Below are 17,813 nucleotides of genomic sequence, written 5' to 3'. Positions count from 1 at the left end.
GCGGGCTTCGGGCTCGCCCGACGGCCTGCCGGTCCGACCCATCGTTCCGGCGATACCGAAAGTCGAGGCCGCGCATGCTGCTACTATACGCAGTCCATGCCACCCGACTTCCGGAGCGTCGCCGAATGTTCGCCCCCAACACGAAGATCGAAGGTTACGACCCCGAACTCGCCGCCGCGATCGCGGGCGAAAAACGGCGCCAGGAGGATCACGTCGAACTGATCGCCTCGGAAAACTACGCGAGCCCCCGCGTGCTCGAGGCGCAGGGCTCGGTGCTGACCAACAAGTACGCCGAAGGCTATCCGGGCAAGCGCTACTACGGCGGCTGTGAGTTCGTCGATGTCGCCGAGAAGCTGGCGCTCGAGCGCGTCAAGCAACTGTTCGGCGCCGACTACGCCAATGTGCAGCCGCATTCGGGCTCGCAGGCGAACCAGGCCGTGTATTTCGCGCTGCTCAACCCGGGCGACCGAATCCTCGGAATGTCGCTCGCGCACGGCGGCCATCTCACCCACGGCGCCAAGGTCAACGCGTCGGGCAAATTGTTCGACGCCGTGCAGTACGGCGTGAACGAGCGCGGCCTGATCGACTACGACGAGGTCGAGAAGCTCGCGCTCGAGCACAAGCCGAAGATGGTCGTCGCCGGCTTCAGCGCGTATTCGCGGGTCGTCGACTGGGCGCGCTTCCGCGCGATCGCGGACAAGGTCGGTGCCTACCTGTTCGTCGACATGGCCCACGTCGCCGGCCTCATCGCCGCAGGCGTCTATCCGAACCCGGTGCCGCACGCGCACATCGTCACCTCGACCACGCACAAGACCCTGCGCGGCCCGCGCGGCGGCATCATCGTCGCCAGCCGTGAATCAAGCGGAAGTGCGGGCGAGGAGATCGAAAAGAAGCTGCAGTCGATCGTGTTCCCCGGCATCCAGGGCGGCCCGCTCATGCACGTGATCGCGGCCAAGGCGGTCGCGTTCAAGGAAGCGCTCGAGCCCGAGTTCAAGACCTACCAGCAGCAGGTCGTCAAGAACGCGCAGGCGATGGCCAAGGCGATCATCGCGCGTGGCTACAAGATCGTCTCGGGCGGCACCGAAAACCATCTCATGCTGGTCGACATGATCGGCAAGGGCGTCACCGGCAAGGACGCGGAGGCCGCGCTCGGCAAGGCGCACATCACAGTCAACAAGAATGCCGTGCCGAACGATCCGCAGAAGCCGTTCGTCACCTCGGGCCTGCGCATCGGCACGCCGGCAGTGACCACGCGCGGCTACAAGGAACCCGAGTGCATCGCGCTCGCGAACTGGATCTGCGACGTGCTCGATGCGCCGAACGACGAGCGCGTGATCGCCGGCGTGCGCGGCAACGTCGAGAAGCAGTGCAAGGCGTTCCCGGTGTATGGATAAGGGCCGTGATTCGGGAGTCGTGATTCGTTGTTCGCGAGAGCGGTCCCGTATCGGTGGCGTCTGTCATTCTCGAGTTACGAATCACGGATCACGAATCGCCAACGACTGATGCATTGCCCGTTCTGCCAGCACAACGACACGCGCGTGATCGATTCGCGCGAGACCGACGACGGCGCGACGATCCGACGCCGCCGCGAATGCCCCCACTGCGGCGAACGCTTCAACACGTTCGAGACCGCCGAACTGAAGTTGCCGACGGTGGTGAAGAGCGGCGACCGCCGCGAAAGTTTCGACGAACGCAAGCTGCGCACGAGCTTCGATCGCGCGCTGCAGAAACGCCCCGTCGCCACGCACGACGTCGACGTGGCGATCCGCGAAATCGTCAACGACCTGCGTCGCAGCGGCGAGCGCGAGGTTTCCTCGCGCCATATCGGCGAACTGGTGATGCGCGAACTGAAGAAGCTCGACCAGGTGGCCTACGTGCGCTTCGCTTCGGTCTACCGCAGCTTCGAGGACGTGCAGGCGTTCCGCGAGGAGATCGAAAAGCTCGAACGCGACCTGCCGGCAATCGAGGGCCTGCAACTGCCGCTGCTCGGCGACGTGGTCGTGCCGATCGAGAAGAACAAGAAGCGCTGATGTCCGTTGCGGGTACCGCTTTCTCCGCCATCGACCACGCGCACATGGCGCGCGCGCTGCGCCTGGCCGAGCGCGGCATGTACACGACGCAGCCGAATCCGCGCGTGGGTTGCGTGGTCGCGCATGGCGACGAAATCGTCGGCGAGGGCTGGCACGAGCGTGCGGGCGAGCCGCATGCCGAAGTGTTCGCGCTGCGCGCGGCGGGGATGCGCGCACGCGGTGCGACGGCCTACGTCACACTCGAACCCTGCGGCCTGTGCGGGCGCACGCCGCCTTGTGCCGACGCGCTGATCGCGGCGCAGGTTGCGCGCGTCGTCATCGCGAGCGAGGATGCGTTCCAGCGCGAAGGCGGCGCCGTCGCGCGCCTGCGTACGGCCGGCATCGCCGTCGAATCGGGCCTGCTGCGCGAAGCCGCACGCGAATTGAACCGCGGCTTTTTTTCGCGCATCGAACGCGGCCGGCCATGGCTGCGCGTCAAGCTGGCGATGAGCCTCGACGGTCGCACCGCGCTCGCGAACGGCGAATCGAAATGGATAACCGGCGAAGCCGCGCGCGAGGACGTGCAGCGCTGGCGCGCGCGCTCTTCGGCGATCCTGACCGGCATCGGCAGCGTGCTCGCCGACGATCCGCGCCTGACGGTGCGCTGCGCTTCCCTTCTCCCGCCGGGAGAAGGTGCCCGAAGGGCGGATGAGGGAAAAGCCTCGCAAGTTAGTGAGAAGGGGCAGCAGCCGAGCGCTTCTCCCTCATCCGGCGCTTCGCGCCACCTTCCCCCGGCGGGGGAAGGGAAGACAAGCATGCCTCTGCGCGTCGTGCTCGATCGCAACCTGCGCACGCCGCGTGCCGCGAACGTGCTCGACGGCAGTGCGCCGACGCTGGTTTTTCACGCGGCGGACGCGAAGCCGGTTCACGAAGGTTTCGCGCACGCCGAGTTGGTCTGGGTCGAGGCGCGCGACGGCCGTCTCGACGTGGCGCAGGTGCTCGACGAACTCGGCCGCCGCGGCGTCAACGAATTGCAGGTCGAAGCCGGGCCGACGCTGTGCGGTGCTTTGCTGCAAGGTGGATTTGTGGACGAATGGCTTTTGTATACTGCGCCGGTCGCGCTCGGCGACAAGGCACGGCCGTTGCTGGCGATGCCGGAGTTGACGGAGATGACGCAGGCAAAACGCCTGCGCGTGGTCGATCGGCGCCAGATTGGCGACGACACGCGGATCTTGTATCGGGAATAGGCCATGTTCAGCGGCATCGTCCAGGCGGTCGGAACCATCGCGTCGTTGCAGCCTCACGGCGGCGACGTGCGGCTCGTGGTCGACGCCGGCGGTCTCGGCGTCGACGGCATCGCGCTCGGCGACAGCATCGCGGTGTCGGGCGTGTGCCTGACCGTGGTCGGAATCGATGCGTCGCGGCTCGCCTTCGACGTGTCGAACGAAACCCTGTCGCGCACCGCGCTCGCAACGCTGGAGCAGGGCAGCGGCGTGAATCTGGAGAAGGCGCTGCGCTTGGCCGACCGCCTCGACGGGCACCTCGTCTCCGGCCACGTCGACGGCGTCGGTCGCGTGCTCGCGATCGAGCCCGATGCGCGCTCGCAGCACTGGACGTTCGAGGTACCCGCGGAACTGGCGAAATACATCGCGGGCAAGGGCTCGGTCTGCGTCGACGGCGCCAGCCTCACTGTCAATGAAACCGACGGCGCGCGCTTTGGCGTCAACCTGATTCCGCACACGGTTTCGGTCACCACGTTCAAGGACAAGCGCGTGGGCGACGCCGTGAACGTCGAAGTCGATCTGATCGCCCGTTACGTGGAACGGCTGCTGCGAGGCTGACGTGCGCTGGCTACGCCATCCGGTCTGCGCGCTGATTGCGGAACTCGCGATCCTCGCGTTGCCGCTCAACGCGGCCTACCGCTTCGCGATGCAGATCGCTTATCGGCTCGATGCGGCATGGGGCGCGTCGTTCGCACTCGTCGCGGCCGTCGTCGCCTGCAACGCCTATAACGTCTACGCGCGCATCGTCGCCCGGCGCCCGGCGGACGAACTCGCGCCGCGGCGCGCGCGCGGCGTTCTCTACGGACTGGCGCTCGGCGCGTCGTCGATGTTGCTCGCCGTCATGATTGCAGGCGTCGCCGGCGGCGTGCGTTTCGAGTCGGGAGAGGGCTGGAAACTGGCCGGCCTGCCGGGCGTGGCGATCCTCGCCGGCACGTTCGAAGAACTCGTCGCGCGCGGCGTGGTGTTGCGCAATCTCGAAAACGTATTCGGCAGCGGGGCCGCGATCGCGCTGTCGGCGATGCTGTTCGCCGCGCTGCACGCGGGCAATCCGAATGCCACGCCGCTGTCGATCGCGGCGCTCGGCATCGAGGGCGGGGCGATGCTCGGCGCGGTCTACGTCGCCACGCGTTCGCTATGGTGGACGGCCGGCATCCACGTCGCGTGGAACTTCACCGAGACCGGCGTGTTCGGCATCGCCGATTCGGGCCATCCAGGGCAGGGTCTGCTGCGCACCGAACTTGCCGGCCCCGACTGGCTGACCGGCGGCGCGTTCGGCATCGAAGCCTCCGCCGTCAGCGTGGCGCTTTGCGCTATCGTGGCGGTTGGGTTCTTGATAGACGCGGCGCGGCGCGGGCGTTTCGCTCCACCGCTCTGGAAACGAGCAACATAAGGCTCGTCATTCCCGTCTTCGCAGGAATGACGGTAAAGAAAAAAGGCGAAAGCAAGTATGCAGTTTGATCCGATCGAAGACCTCGTCGCCGACGTCCGCGCAGGACGCATGGTCGTCGTCGCCGACGACGAGGACCGCGAGAACGAGGGCGACCTCATCATGGCCGCGCAGGCCGTCACCGAGGAAAACATCGCGTTCATCGTGCGCCATTCCAGCGGCATCATCTGCCAGCCGATGCTGCGTACGCGCCTCGACGAACTGCAACTGCCGCAGATGGTCAGCGACAACAGCGAGAGCCACCGCACCGCGTTCACGATCTCGGTCGACTGCCGCCACGGCACGACCACGGGCATTTCCGCGCACGACCGCGCACGCACGATCCGCGCGCTCGCCGACCCGACCTCGCAGGCGGGCGACTTTGCGCGCCCGGGCCACATCTTTCCGCTGCGCTACAGCGAAGGCGGCGTGCTGACGCGCGCCGGCCACACCGAGGCGACGATCGACCTCGTGCGCCTCGCCGGCCTGCCGATGCTGTCGGGCATCCTCGTCGAGATCGTCAACGACGACGGCACGATGAAGCGCGGCGAACAATTGATCGCGTTCGCGCGCGAGCACGGACTCAAGGTCGGCACGATCGCCGACCTGATCCGCCACCGCCTGCGGACCGAGAAGACCGTGGTACGCGCGTTCGAGCGCGACGTCGAGACCGAGTTCGGTCCGTTTCGCTTGGTCGGCTATCGCGATGCGCTTTCGCCGCTGCCGCATTTCGCGCTCGTGCGCGGCGAAGTCGACGACGGCGCGCCGGTGCTGACGCGCGTGCACGTTCGCGACACGCTCAGCGACGTGCTCCACCTGACCGCCACGCCGGCGGGGTTCTCCTCCGTCAGCGCGGCGTTGCGCCACGTCGCCGGAGCGGGGCGCGGCGTCGTCGTCGTGCTTGCCGACGCGAACGAGGCGGCGAGTGCGCTCGACCGCCTCGGCACCGAGGCCAAGCGCGAAGGCGAAAACGCTTACGACGGGCGCCAGCATGGCCTCGGCGCGCAGATCCTCGCCGACCTCGGCGTGCGCCGCCTGACCGTGCTCGGCACCGCGCGACGGTTTCTCGCCTTGAGCGGTTTCGGCCTCGAAATCGCCGGTTACGAAGAGCCCGCACCGCCCGCGAAGAATTAAGTTTCCGTGGTTTAACGCCAGCTCACGTTGTGCGTCGGCGCGAGGACTATATTGGCGCCGTCCGAAGCATCGTTCTTGCGGGGCATGGCCATGAAAACCGCTTTCCGATCCGCATCGACCGCACTGGCGTGCGCTTGTCTCGCGCTGATCGCCGGCTGCGACCAGAACAAGCCGGCGGCACAGCAGACAGGCGCCTCGGCCGCGCAACTCGTCGGCGATGCGCCGGCGACGGACGCGAACGGGCCGGCCGGCGACACCGCGCCGGCATACACGCCGCCGACCGCCGCGCAACTGATTTCGCTGCTCGCGCCCGTCGCGGTGTTTCCCGACAAACTCGTCGCGCAGGTGCTGGTGGCATCGGAATATCCGGACGAAATCACGCAGGCGAACGCGTGGCTCGCCCAGAATGCGCAGCTCAAGGGCGACGCCCTGCAGCAGGCGATCGACAAGCAGGAATGGGATCCGAGCGTGAAGGCGATCGTCGTCTTCCCCGACGTCCTGCATCAGATGGCCAGCAACATCCCGTGGACGACCGCGCTCGGCGAGGCCTACGTCAACGATCCGAACGACGTCATGAATGCGATCCAGTCGTTGCGCGCGCAGGCGCTCGCAAGCGACAAGCTCAAGTCCGACCGGTTCGTCACGGTCACGAAGACGGCGAAGAACGTCGCCACGCCGTCCGAGCAGTATGTGGACGAGCCGCCGGCCTATTCCGGGCCGCCCGTGATCCCGCCACCCGACGATGTCATCGAGATCGAGCCGGCGCAGCCCGACTACGTCTATGTGCCGTATTTCGATCCGCTCAGCTACTACGGCGCGCCGATCGACCTGTGGCCGGGCTACTACTACGCCTGGCCCGCGCCCGTGTACTGGGGGCCGACGTTCGCGTTCGGTCTCGGCATCTGGATCGGCGGCTACCATCACCGGGGCTGGGGCTGGAACCACTGGGACGTCGGCTGGGGCCGCGGCTTCGACCGCCACTGGGGTGATCGCGGCTGGCGCAATGCCTCGGTCGTGTTCGACCGCCGGCCGTACGTCGGCCGTTCGACGGCGGCGATCCATCGCTTCGATCCCGCGGCGCGATCCGTGGCCGCCCGCGCGAACGTCGATTCCGGCTCCCGCGCCGCGGCCGCCCGCACGACGATGGCGAACGCCGCGTCCGGGGCGCGCACGGCGCCGACCGATTTCAGCCGCATTACGGCACCGCGGTTCACCGCGGCGATGGCCCAGCGCAGCGCCGCCGTGCCGGTGCGCGCGAACTTCGCGCCGAATCGGGCCGGCTTCGGCGAGGCGCGGCCGGGCGCTTTGGCGTCGGCGAGCTACGCGCCGGCGTCGATGTCGCGTGCAGCGCCGACCGCATTCGCGCGGCCGGGTGCGTTGCCGTCGAGCCGCTACGCGCCGAGCGCGCTGCGCGGCGGCGAGGCGATGCTGCGGCCTTCGAATTTCTCCGCGCGCGAAAACATGCGCATGTCTTCGCCCGGCTATGCGCCGTCGTCGCGGCCCGCGTTCGCCGGCGAAGGCTACCGTGCGCAGGGCCTGCGCGGCTACGCCTCCGCGCCGTCGATGCGCCGTGCGGCGCCGATGGCGAGCCGTTCGTTCGCCAGCGCGCCGCGCATTTCGATGCCGCATTACGCGACCTCCCGCGGCGGCTCGTCCGGCGGTGGCGCTGGGCGCGGCGAGGCGAAAAGCCGCCATCGCTGAAACCCCGGGCATGGCCTTCCGGTAAACTAGGCGGCGCGGAATCCTCCGCGCCGTTTTCGTTTCTGCATGCCGAACATCGAAGGCGAACTGCGTCCCGTCGCGGGCGCGCGTTTCGCCATCATCGCCAGTCGCTGGAATCCGGGCATCGTCGACGCACTCGTCGACGGCGCGCGGCGTGCGCTGCGCGAGCACGGCGTTGCCGACGATGCGATCGATCTCGTGCGGGTGCCGGGCGCCTGGGAAATTCCGGTCATCTCGGCCCGGCTGGCGCGCGCGGGCAAGCACGCCGCGATCCTCGCGCTCGGTTGCGTCGTGCGCGGCGACACGCGCCACTACGAACACGTCGCCGACGGCTGCGCGCAAGGCCTGATGCGCGTCGCGCTCGACACCGGCGTGCCGGTGCTCAACGGCGTACTCGCGGTCGAACGCCATGCCGATGCGCAGGCGCGCGCCGGCGGCGCGCACGGCAACAAGGGCGAGGAGGTCGCGCTCGCCGCGTTGGAGATGGCCGATCTGTGCGAAAAACCGGGAACCGCGATCGAGGTCGAGCGCAATGAATAAACCACGCCCCGATGGAATCGACCTGGCCGCGCGCTCGCGTGCGCGCCGCCGCGCCTTGCAGGCGGTCTACGCCTGGCAGATGAGCGGCAACCCGATGGCGAAGGTGATCGACGATTTCCGCCACGAGCAGGACATGGAGGTCGCCGACCTCGACTACTTCGAAGACCTGCTGCGCGGCGTCGATGCGCACCGCGCGGACCTCGACGCGGCCCTCGCGCCGTTCCTCGACCGCGCCGTCGCCCAGGTCGACCCGATCGAACGCGCCGCACTGCGCCTCGCCGCCTACGAACTGCGCCATCGCGTCGACGTACCGTATCGCGTCGTCATCAACGAGGCGATCGAAGTGACCAAGCGCTTCGGCGCCGACCACGGTCACACCTACATCAACGGCGTGCTCGACAAACTTGCCGCGCAGGTGCGGCAGGCGGAGTACGCCACGGCCGCGCGCGGTTGAGCGGGACTGCGGCGATGCTTTCCCTGCAGGCCGCAAGAAAGCTGGCGATGTCCCTGCCGGAAACAGAAGAGCGCGATCATTTCGGCACCCCGTCGTTTCGCGTGAGAGGCAGGATATTCGCGCAGTTGTCCGCCGCTGCCGAGGAGAAGCGTGCGGTACTCAAGCTCTCGCCCGCGGATCAGGCCGCATTGATTGCGTTCGATCCGCAGACGTTCTCCTCGATCCCGCAATGGGGCAAGCACGGCTGGACTTATGCACGGCTCGATTCGGTCGATCCCGCTCTCTTCAGGGACGCGTTGATCAAGTCCTGGCGGCAAGTGGCGCCGAAGACACTCGTCGCGGCATTCGGCGCGGCGAATCGATAGCGCGCGAAGCGGGCGAAACATGGCCGAATTCGAGCTGATCGACCTGATTCGCACGCGCTGCGCGGTCACGCGCGAAGACGTGCGCCTCGGCATCGGCGACGACGCGGCGCTGCTCGCCGTACCGGCGGGCCAGGCGCTCGCGGTCAGCACCGACACGCTGGTTTCGGGTATACATTTCCCAAAGAGTACTTTGCCGAGCGACATCGGCTGGAAGTCGCTCGCGGTCAATCTTTCCGACCTCGCCGCGATGGGCGCCGCGCCGGCCTGGGCGACGCTGGCGCTGACCTTGCCGCAGGCCGATCGCGAATGGGTCGCCGCGTTCGCCGACGGTTTCGCCGCGCTCGCGCGCGAATTCGATCTCGCCCTGGTCGGCGGCGACACGACGCAGGGGCCGCTCTCGATCACCGTGACCGTGCACGGCTTCGTGCCGGAAGCGTTGGCGCTGCGCCGCGACGGCGCAAAGCCCGGCGATGGGGTGTTCGTCACCGGCACGCTCGGCGATGCGGCGGCCGGGCTCAGGCTTCTCGAAAGCCCCTCTGCGATCGGGAAAGGGAAAGAGCATTTCGTCGCGAGACTCCACCGTCCCACGCCGCGCCTCGCGCAGGGCCTGCTGTTGCGCGGCCGCGCGCATGCCTGCATCGACGTGTCGGACGGCCTCGTCGCCGATCTCGGCCACGTCGGCAAGGCGAGTGGCGTCGGCGCGGAGATCGATCTCACATTGTTGCCCGGCTCACCCGCGTTGCGCGAAGCGTTCGCCGCCGCCGCGCGCGCGCCGCTGCAGCTCGCCGGCGGCGACGACTACGAGCTGTGCTTCACCGCGCCCGCGACGGTCGCCGACGCGCTGCTCGGCGAGCTTGCGCGCAGCGGCTGCGCGGCGACGCGTATCGGCCGCATCGTCGCTGCGCCGGGTGTGCGCGTGTGCGATGTGCATGGCCGGCTCCACGAGCCGCCGCGCGCCGGCTGGCAGCACTTCTCGCCGTGAAGTCCGACGCGAACCAGCGCGCCGCGCTGTTGCGCGATCCGGCGGGATGGATCGCCTGCGGTTTCGGTTCGGGGCTGAGCCCAGTCGCGCCCGGCACCGCCGGGTCGCTGGCCGCGTTGCTGCCGTGGCTGATGCTGCGCGAATTGGCGCCGGCGCTTTACGCCGCCGCGCTCGCGCTCGGGTTCGCGCTCGGCGTATGGGCCTGCGCACGCGCCGTGCGCGCGCTGCGCGTGGACGATCCGGGCTGTGTCGTCTGGGACGAATTCGTCGGCCAGTGGATCGCGCTGCTGCCGCTCTCGTGGACGCCGTTCGCGTGGTGGCAGCCGATTGCCGGATTCGCCTTGTTCCGCCTGTTCGACATCGCCAAGCCGTGGCCGGTGTCATGGGCCGACGCGAAGTTGAAAGGCGGCTTCGGCATCATGTTCGACGACGCGCTCGCCGGCGTCTACGCCGCGCTGGCACTGATGGTTTTGACGAGGGTTGTGCCATAGTTCTTTCCACTGGCTCTCCGCGCGAGCGCGCCTTGCTTCCCTTCTCCCACCGGGAGAAGCCGCGTCACCACAGCGCCGGATGAGGGAAAGACGTCGCCGATTGGATCGACCTGCATTCGTGCGAGGCTTTTCCCTCATCCGCCCTTCCCTCAGCACGCTGTCGCGTGCTTCGACCCTCTCCCGATGGGAGAAGGGAAGAAAAGCCCGCAGGGTCGCGCGTACGATGCGCGCGAGCACACGGACGCGACCTTCGCCGCGGCATCGAATTCCGATATTCTCGCGTGCAACCCAATCGTTGCCGCGCGCATCCCAAGGGAGTGCGCGACGGCCACCCCCTATTCCGCAAAGCGATGCGTACCGTACTCGTCATCGACGACAATCCCGCGATCGTCACCGCGCTCGACGTGCTGCTCGGCCTGCGCGACATCCGCACGCTGCATGCAGCGTCGCCCGAGGAAGGCCTGGCCACGCTCGCGCGCGAGCGCGTCGACCTCGTTCTGCAGGACATGAACTTCCGCGCCGACACCACCTCGGGCGAGGAGGGCGTCGCCCTGTTCCGCGCGATCCGCGAACGCGAGCCCGACCTGCCGGTGATCCTGCTCACCGCATGGACGCATCTGGAAACCGCGGTCGAGCTGGTCAAGGCCGGCGCGGCCGACTATCTGGCCAAGCCGTGGGACGACCACAAACTCGTCGCCGCAGTCGAGAACCTGTTGGAGCTTTCCGAGAGCACGCGCGAAGTCAAACGCCTCACCGGCGAGCGCCGCGCGCACCGCAGCGCGCTGCGCGAGCGCTTCGACCTGCGCGGCACGGTGTTCGCGTCGAGCGCGATGGAGCGCCTGATCGAGCTGGCCTGCCGCGTCGCGCGCGCCGATGCGCCCGTGCTGATCACCGGCCCGAACGGCGCGGGCAAGGAACGCATCGCCGATATCGTGCACCACAACTCGGCGGCCAAGGCCGGCCCGTTCGTCGTCGTCAATTGCGGCGCGCTGCCGCAGGACCTGATCGAGGCCGAGCTGTTCGGTGCCGAGGCGGGCGCCTACACCGGCGCGAACAAGGCGCGCGAAGGCCGCTTCGAGGCGGCCGACGGCGGTACGCTGCTGCTCGACGAAATCGGCAACCTGCCGCTGCCGGGGCAGATGAAGTTGTTGCGCATCCTCGAGACCGGCAAGTTCGAGCGGCTCGGTTCGAGCAAGACGCGCGAAGTGAAGGTGCGCCTCGTCAGCGCCACCAATGCCGACCTGCCGGCGATGATCCGCGCGGGCACGTTCCGCGAAGACCTGTACTACCGCCTCAACGTGATCGAGCTCGCGCTGCCGCCGCTCGCGGCGCGACCCGACGACATCGTGCCGCTGGCCGAACATTTCGTCGGTGACGCGGCGACGCTGAGCGCCGAGGCGCGCGCCGCGCTGTTCGCGCATACCTGGCCCGGCAACGTGCGCGAACTGAAGAACGCGATCCAGCGCGCGCGCCTGCTCTGCCGCGGCGGCATCATCGCCGCCGAAGACCTGGGCCTTGCCCTGCGCCCGAGCGCGCCCTCACGCACGGGTGCCGACGCGGAGCCCGACCGCGCCGCGATCGAGGCTGCGCTCGCCCGCGCGAAAGGCGTCATCAGCCAGGCCGCCGCGGAACTGGGCCTGTCGCGCCAGGCCCTGTATCGGCGCATGGAGAAGATGGGCCTCGAAGGATAGCGTCCCGCCGTCATTGCCGTTTCCGCGGGAACGACGGGCAAAAGCAGCCGATCGCGTCGCAAGTCTCTACACTGCGCCGATGCGACCCTTTTCCCTCGAAGGCAAACTCGCCGCGTTGCTCATGGCGGTCCTCGCGGTCGCCTGCACGGCAACCGCGTTGTTCGCCGCGTGGCTGCCGCCGTGGTTCGCCGCCGCCGCGGCATTCGCCGCGCTCGCCGTTCCGGCACTCGCGCTCGCGCATTCGGCGGCCATGCCCGCGCAGAGCCTGATGCGCGCGCTGTCGGGCGCGGTCGCGCGCTATCGCGACGGCGATTTCTCGACCTCGCTGGTCGAAACGCGCCGCGACGAGTTCGGCGAGCTGATCGCCACGCACAACGAACTCGGCCGCGTATTGCGCGAGCAGCGCCGGAATCTGGTCGAGCGCGAACTGCTGCTCGACACGATGGTGCAGAATTCGCCGACCGCGCTGCTGCTGATCGACGCCTCGCAGTTCGTCGTCTACGCCAACCTCGCCGCGTGCGCGCTGCTCAACGACGGCCGCGCGATGAACGGCATGGCCTTCGCCGACCTCGCCGAAGGCTGTCCGCCCGTGCTGCGCGGCGCGCTGGTCGGCCGCCAGGACGGATTGTTCAGCGTCGACATCGACGGCGAGGCGGAGACGTTCCACCTCGCGCAGAAAAACTTCCGCCTGCACGGCCGCGAGCACCGCATGCTGCTGATCAAGCGCCTGACGCGCGAGCTGTCGCGCCAGGAAGTGCAGACCTGGAAGAAGGTGATCCGCGTGATCAGCCACGAACTCAACAACTCGCTCGCGCCGATTTCCTCGCTCGCGCATTCCGGGCGCGAACTCGCGCGGCGCGGCGCGACGGAAAAACTCGCGCCCGTGTTCGACACGATCGAAGGCCGCACGCGCCACCTGCACGGCTTCATCGCCGGCTATGCGGAATTCGCCAAGCTGCCGCAGCCGCGCATCGGCAACGTGGCATGGGCGCAATTCCTCGACGGTCTCGCCCGGCAATACCGCTTTCGCTTGGTCGGCGAAATGCCGAAGCGGCCCGGCGCATTCGATCGCGCGCAGGTCGAGCAGGTGCTGATTAACCTGCTCAAGAACGCGCACGAGGCGGGTGGCCCGGGCGAGGAGGTCGAACTCGCGCTCGCCGAGCGCGGCGCCGAAGTGCGCATCGAAGTGCGCGACCGCGGCGGCGGCATGAGCGAGACCGTGCTCGCCAACGCGCTGCTGCCGTTCTACTCGACCAAGCGCAGCGGCACCGGCCTCGGCCTCGCGCTTGCGCGCGAGATCGTCGAGGCGCACGGCGGCCGCCTGACGCTCGCCAACCGCGAGGGCGGCGGCCTCGCGGTGACGATGATCCTGCCGAACGCCGCGGCCTGAGCACGGCGTTCGGTCGCAGGTCCCGTTCGTTCTGACCGGCTCAGGGCACGATGTCCGAATGGAACGCATCGGCGTCGATGGCGGCACTGCCGTAGGCCGCGCGGAACTCGGCTTCCCAGGCGGCGGTCCAGCTCGGCGTCGGCGAGCCGTCGACGATCAGCGCGCGTGCGAGCACCACGCGCACCGTGTTGGCGGTGCCGGTCAGGCTGTAGCTCGGTTGCAATGCGCACGAGAGGGCGACTGGCGTATCGAGGACGTCATAGGCGGTCCCGACCCTGACCGTGAACGGCGGGGAGACGGCCGCGAATCCGCCGGTGTTGTTCGACGGACCGTTGCCGAGCGTGCCGAGGCCGGAGACCTGCGTGAAACGGTAGTAGTTCGCGTTCGCGATGCGCGGAAACTCGACGTAGGCGATGCTGCACTGGTCGGTCGTGTAGTACTGGACCGGGCCGGACGTCACCGGCGTCGTGCCGTTGTTCACGACCTGCACCTGGCGCGTTTTCGCGCCGAGGTTTTCGACGAGACCGTTCGACAGCGTCACGGTTGCGCTGACGGTGATCGTCGCGGTGCCCGTCGCGCCGCCCGCGCGCAGGATGATCGTCGAGCCGAGCACGCCGGTATCGTTCTGCGACTGCACGCTGGCGGCGCCGCTGACCGACCAGGTCCAGACGACCGTGGCATCGGCCGGCGGCGGCGGGCCCAGCGTGGCGGCGACGGACGTGTCGGAGTTGATCTGCACGGGCGAGATCGCCGGGAAAACGATGTCGAAATCGATGAACGAGATCGTCGCGTCGGCTTCGCCGATGTCCTTGCGCACGCCGTCGATCATCGTGAACAGCTTGACGTGCACGATGTCGGCGGTGCAATTCGCCGGATTGCTCGCATCGCCGGCATAGGTTGCGTGCGCGGACGCCGTCGTCACGACCGGCTGGGCAGCCGAATTGCCGATGCCGGCCGAAGTCAGCGTGCCGCAGCGGCCGTTCGTGGCGGCACTCCATTCGTATCGCAGCGCGGCCAGCGTATCGGCGTCGGGGAACGGCGTGACGAGGATGCCGAATGTGCGCGTGCCGTCGTGCGGCATGCTGACGCTGTCGGGAGTGAGTTGCACCTGGAACCCGTCGACCGTGATCGACGCGGTCGCGGTACCGAGCAACTGGTCTTCGCCCTGGCTGTCGGTGACGTAGGCGCGCACGGTCACCTGATGCGCCACGTCGGACTGGGTGATGAGGCTTCCGGTGATGAAGCTGACTTCGCGCAGTTTGCTGGTGAAGCTGCCCTTGCCGGCGACGCGGTGGCCGGCAAGGTCGTCGAGCACCGACTGGTCGCTCGTGTTGAGCAACCAGGTGTACTTGATGTTCGGATCGTTCTCGAAGCCGCGCACGCTGGCCTTGAGCTTGAGGGAATCGCCCAGGTTGACCTTGCCGTCACGCGGTTCCAGGCGCACGGTGGGACGCACCACCTTGAGGTGGAAGGTGTTGAACTGGTTGTCGCCGTTGAGTTGATCGGCGCCTTGCGCCAGCGTGTCGACGCCGGCCAGCACGACGCTGACGGCCGCGACGATGCGCCGGCCGGCGTTGACCAGCTTGTTGCGCGCATTGGTCGCGGCGGTCTCCACCTGCTCGATGTTGAACTGCAGCGCCGCAGCGTTGACAGCGTTGATCGTCGGTATTTCCTGCGCGGCCAGCGTGTATTGCTCGAGCGCCGCCAGGTACGTCTCTTCCTCGAACATGCTCTCGAGTTGAGCCTTGTCGAAATAGCTGAGGAGGCCGCGGAACGCATTGTAGAACGAGGTGCCTTCGCGGATTTGCCGCAGGATCACGTCGAAGTCCGGGACGGCCATGTAGTTCAGCAAGCGGATCGTCGTATCCTCCGACAGGTTCGACACCGCCGCGCCGCCGATGCCGAGATTCTCGAGGATCGCCATGATCGTCGCGTCGAACACCTGCTTGGCGCGCAGCTTGAACAAGTCGTCGCCGAGCAGGTCCGCGTAGTTCGCGTAGTTGGGGGCGAGGGCCGGTCCCTGGCCGTTCCACACGCCGGTCATGACGACGAGGTCGATGTCGGTCGTGACAGCGCCTTCGCGGCCCTCGATCGAAATCGCCGGCGATTCGATCGGCGACCAGGGAATCGTTCCGGTGGCCACGTCCTGCCCGTTCCAGGCCGCGCTCAGCAGGCTGCCGATCGAGCCGAACGCCGAGAACGCGGTCAGGCGGCGCGTCGCCGGGATCGGCGTCTTTTCGCCCTGCATCTGTGCGCTGGGCAGGATGGTGTGGGTGCCGCTTCCATCGGTATACCCGGTGACGAAAACCCGGGCCACGCCGGGCCGGCGCTTGCTGTTCTGCAGGCGCACGCTGGCATTGTCGTCGCCGAGCAGCAGGGTGAAACCGCTCTTTTCGGCCTCGTCGAGCAGCAGCAATTGTTGCGGCGCGCTGTCGTTTTCGGCGGCGGCGGTCATGTGCGGCGGATCGTCCGTCGCCGATATCAATCCGGCGACGCGGCCGAGCGTGCGCGTGGCGTCGCGCAGCGCGGCGACCGATTGCGCCGACGGCAACCAGCCCGCCACGGCGGCGTTGATCGCCTCGACGACGGGCGCACTGAGGTTGTCCATCACGAACGGATTTTTCGCCTGCTCCGCGACGATCACCTGCTCGAGCGTCGTCGTGGCCGGATCCTGCTCGATCAGGCGGATCACCTCGCGGCGCTGATCGACGGTGAGCATTTGTCCGCCGACCGCCTGGAACAGCAGGGCGACGGCGCTGCTGTGCGCATCGAAGGCGATCTCCGGCGCCATCGCCGTGTCGAGCATGCCGAACCACACCACGCCGCCGGTGTCGTGCACGACGCCGGCCAGGCTTGGCGCTGCGCCGGTGCGCGGCAGCGTGAAGCGGCCCTGCGCATCCACGCGGGTTTCGCTCAAGGCGCCGAGCGCGACGAGCGCGCCGGGGTCGATGCCGGCGGGAACGTTCACTTGGCCGGAAATCGTGAGCGAGGCGGCGCTGCACGATCGTCCATCGCCCAAGTGCGCGAGTTTGATCGAGCCTTGCAGGCCGGCGTTGTCGCCTGCGGTGAACGTGTAGTCCAGTCGGGCGTGGTCGCAGTCGTCGAAGCCGAGCGCGGCGGTGCCGACCACCACGCTGGTTGCGGAAGCGGAACCGCTGAATGTGCCGCCGACGCTGGAAAAAATGGTGATGCCGGGCATCGACGCCAGGTTGGAGATCGGCGCGCGCAGGCTGTACCAGCGCTGGCGTCCGGTGCCGACGAATTTGCCTCCGTCGCCGCCGGGCACGTAAGTGGCCCAGTTTGCGGTGAGCAGGCTGCCCGGCGCATCGATGTCGATGAAGAGACCCTGGCCGCTCTTGTCCGGGTCGTACCAGGCGCCGGAAAGGTCCGCGACACCGGGCGCGACCGCGTCGGGACCCGGCGCGGTGCAGGTCGCGCTGGTGCCTTTGCGCAACAACGCGATCGCGCCGCTTTTCGGCAGCCGCCAGTCGACGGGCTCGGCGATCGTGCCGCGCGCGGAATCCTCGAACAGGTAGTTCAGCGTGGCGTGATCGCAGTCGGCGAACGTCAACGTGGCGCTGCCGGCCGCCGTCGTGTCCGTTTTGGCGGCGGCGTCGAAATCGCCGCCGCTGCTCTGGTAGATCGCCAGTTGCATGGCGGCGTCGCCGGCGACGGCATCGCCTTGCAGGGTGTACCAGCGCTGCGTGCGCGCGTCGGCGGCCGCCGATACACTGAAGGTGAACCAGCCGCCCAACAGCGCGCCCTTGCCGGGCCCGTTGCGGTCGGGCATGACCTGGAACGTGAGCGTGTGGCCCGGCGCGACAGCGCCGACCCAAGTCCCCCCGAGGCCGGCCTGGTTCAGGTTGACGCCGGTGTCCGCGGCGGCATGCGCCGTACCTACGGCGAGCAGGCCGGTGACCAACACGCCAGCGACATGACAGAAAGTGGAACGGAAACGTGCGTACATGGATTCCCCCGGCCAAAGTGTGGTGGCATGAGGGGGAACGAGAAACGAAACCGGGAAACGCCACACTCGCAAAAAAATTTCGCGATCTGCGGCGAAGTCCGGCACGTTTCTCCTTCTCCCGCCGGGTCGAAATCGGCGACAGCCGATTGAGGGTGAGACAAGGATGTCGAACGGGGTGGGTGCCCGAAGGGCGGATGAGGGAAAGGCGCCGCAGTTTTCCGTGACGGAAGGGAAATGCAAACGCTCTTCCCTCATCCGCCCTTCGGGCACCTTCCCCCGATGGGGGAAGGAAAGAGCGGCTCTTGATGTCGGGTCCCCGTTTGCCGCGGCGAGGGCAGGACGGAAATGCCCGCAGGGGC

General features: G+C 68.2%; 15 protein-coding genes. 14 read left to right on the top strand and 1 reads right to left on the bottom strand.

Annotated features, from left to right (window positions below; translation table 11 throughout):
* Nucleotides 1-125 precede the first annotated feature (125 nt).
* From glyA to QM741_RS03270, 14 genes are all read left to right on the top strand, one after another.
* Nucleotides 126-1,394, top strand: a complete 1,269-nt coding sequence (gene glyA, locus QM741_RS03335) for a serine hydroxymethyltransferase (protein WP_415206319.1) — start codon at nt 126-128, stop codon at nt 1,392-1,394.
* Between the two features lie 108 nt (nt 1,395-1,502).
* Nucleotides 1,503-2,030 carry a transcriptional regulator NrdR gene (gene nrdR / locus QM741_RS03330; RefSeq protein WP_415206318.1) on the top strand — a complete coding sequence of 176 codons (528 nt, stop codon included), beginning with the start codon at nt 1,503-1,505 and terminating at the stop codon, nt 2,028-2,030.
* Nucleotides 2,030-3,256, top strand: a complete 1,227-nt coding sequence (gene ribD / locus QM741_RS03325) for a bifunctional diaminohydroxyphosphoribosylaminopyrimidine deaminase/5-amino-6-(5-phosphoribosylamino)uracil reductase RibD (protein WP_415206317.1) — start codon at nt 2,030-2,032, stop codon at nt 3,254-3,256. The genes nrdR and ribD overlap by 1 nt, the downstream gene beginning before the upstream one ends.
* Before the next feature lie 3 nt (nt 3,257-3,259).
* Nucleotides 3,260-3,850 (top strand): riboflavin synthase, encoded by a 591-nt coding sequence (locus QM741_RS03320; protein WP_415206316.1) that lies wholly within the window; start codon nt 3,260-3,262, stop codon nt 3,848-3,850.
* A gap of 1 nt (nt 3,851) precedes the next feature.
* A complete protein-coding gene (locus QM741_RS03315; protein WP_415206315.1) occupies nt 3,852-4,682 on the top strand; it encodes a lysostaphin resistance A-like protein in 831 nt (276 codons plus the stop codon).
* A 57-nt stretch (nt 4,683-4,739) separates the two neighbouring features.
* Nucleotides 4,740-5,852, top strand: a complete 1,113-nt coding sequence (gene ribB, locus QM741_RS03310; protein ID WP_415206314.1) for a 3,4-dihydroxy-2-butanone-4-phosphate synthase — start codon at nt 4,740-4,742, stop codon at nt 5,850-5,852.
* 90 nt (nt 5,853-5,942) lie between these two features.
* Complete coding sequence (locus tag QM741_RS03305) at nt 5,943-7,553, top strand: DUF3300 domain-containing protein (protein ID WP_415206313.1); 1,611 nt, start codon at nt 5,943-5,945, stop codon at nt 7,551-7,553.
* A 66-nt stretch (nt 7,554-7,619) separates the two neighbouring features.
* Entirely contained in the window at nt 7,620-8,114 is a 495-nt protein-coding gene (gene ribH, locus QM741_RS03300) for a 6,7-dimethyl-8-ribityllumazine synthase (RefSeq protein WP_415206312.1), read from the top strand.
* Entirely contained in the window at nt 8,107-8,568 is a 462-nt protein-coding gene (gene nusB, locus QM741_RS03295) for a transcription antitermination factor NusB (protein ID WP_415206311.1), read from the top strand. The genes ribH and nusB overlap by 8 nt, the downstream gene beginning before the upstream one ends.
* Before the next feature lie 47 nt (nt 8,569-8,615).
* The gene (locus tag QM741_RS03290) at nt 8,616-8,933 is read left to right on the top strand and encodes an MmcQ/YjbR family DNA-binding protein (protein ID WP_415206310.1); all 318 of its coding nucleotides are present in this window, start codon (nt 8,616-8,618) and stop codon (nt 8,931-8,933) included.
* 19 nt (nt 8,934-8,952) lie between these two features.
* Nucleotides 8,953-9,915 carry a thiamine-phosphate kinase gene (gene thiL / locus QM741_RS03285; RefSeq protein WP_415206309.1) on the top strand — a complete coding sequence of 321 codons (963 nt, stop codon included), beginning with the start codon at nt 8,953-8,955 and terminating at the stop codon, nt 9,913-9,915.
* Nucleotides 9,912-10,406, top strand: a complete 495-nt coding sequence (locus tag QM741_RS03280; protein WP_415206308.1) for a phosphatidylglycerophosphatase A — start codon at nt 9,912-9,914, stop codon at nt 10,404-10,406. Before thiL ends, QM741_RS03280 begins: the two co-directional genes overlap by 4 nt.
* Nucleotides 10,407-10,756: 350 nt before the next feature.
* Entirely contained in the window at nt 10,757-12,097 is a 1,341-nt protein-coding gene (locus QM741_RS03275) for a sigma-54-dependent transcriptional regulator (RefSeq protein ID WP_415206307.1), read from the top strand.
* Nucleotides 12,098-12,176: 79 nt separating this feature from the next.
* Complete coding sequence (locus tag QM741_RS03270) at nt 12,177-13,487, top strand: sensor histidine kinase (RefSeq protein WP_415206306.1); 1,311 nt, start codon at nt 12,177-12,179, stop codon at nt 13,485-13,487.
* A gap of 40 nt (nt 13,488-13,527) precedes the next feature.
* Here QM741_RS03270 and QM741_RS03265 read toward each other — a convergent pair whose 3' ends face one another.
* Nucleotides 13,528-17,454, bottom strand: coding sequence for a hypothetical protein (locus QM741_RS03265; RefSeq protein ID WP_415206305.1), 3,927 nt, complete (start codon nt 17,452-17,454; stop codon nt 13,528-13,530).
* Nucleotides 17,455-17,813: the final 359 nt, after the last annotated feature.

Origin of the sequence: Rudaea sp. (assembly GCF_047601565.1) — a bacterium.
Taxonomy (GTDB): Bacteria; Pseudomonadota; Gammaproteobacteria; order Xanthomonadales; family Rhodanobacteraceae; genus Rudaea.
Note: the sequence above shows the minus strand (reverse complement) of the source record. Positions and strands in the feature narration are given on the sequence as shown.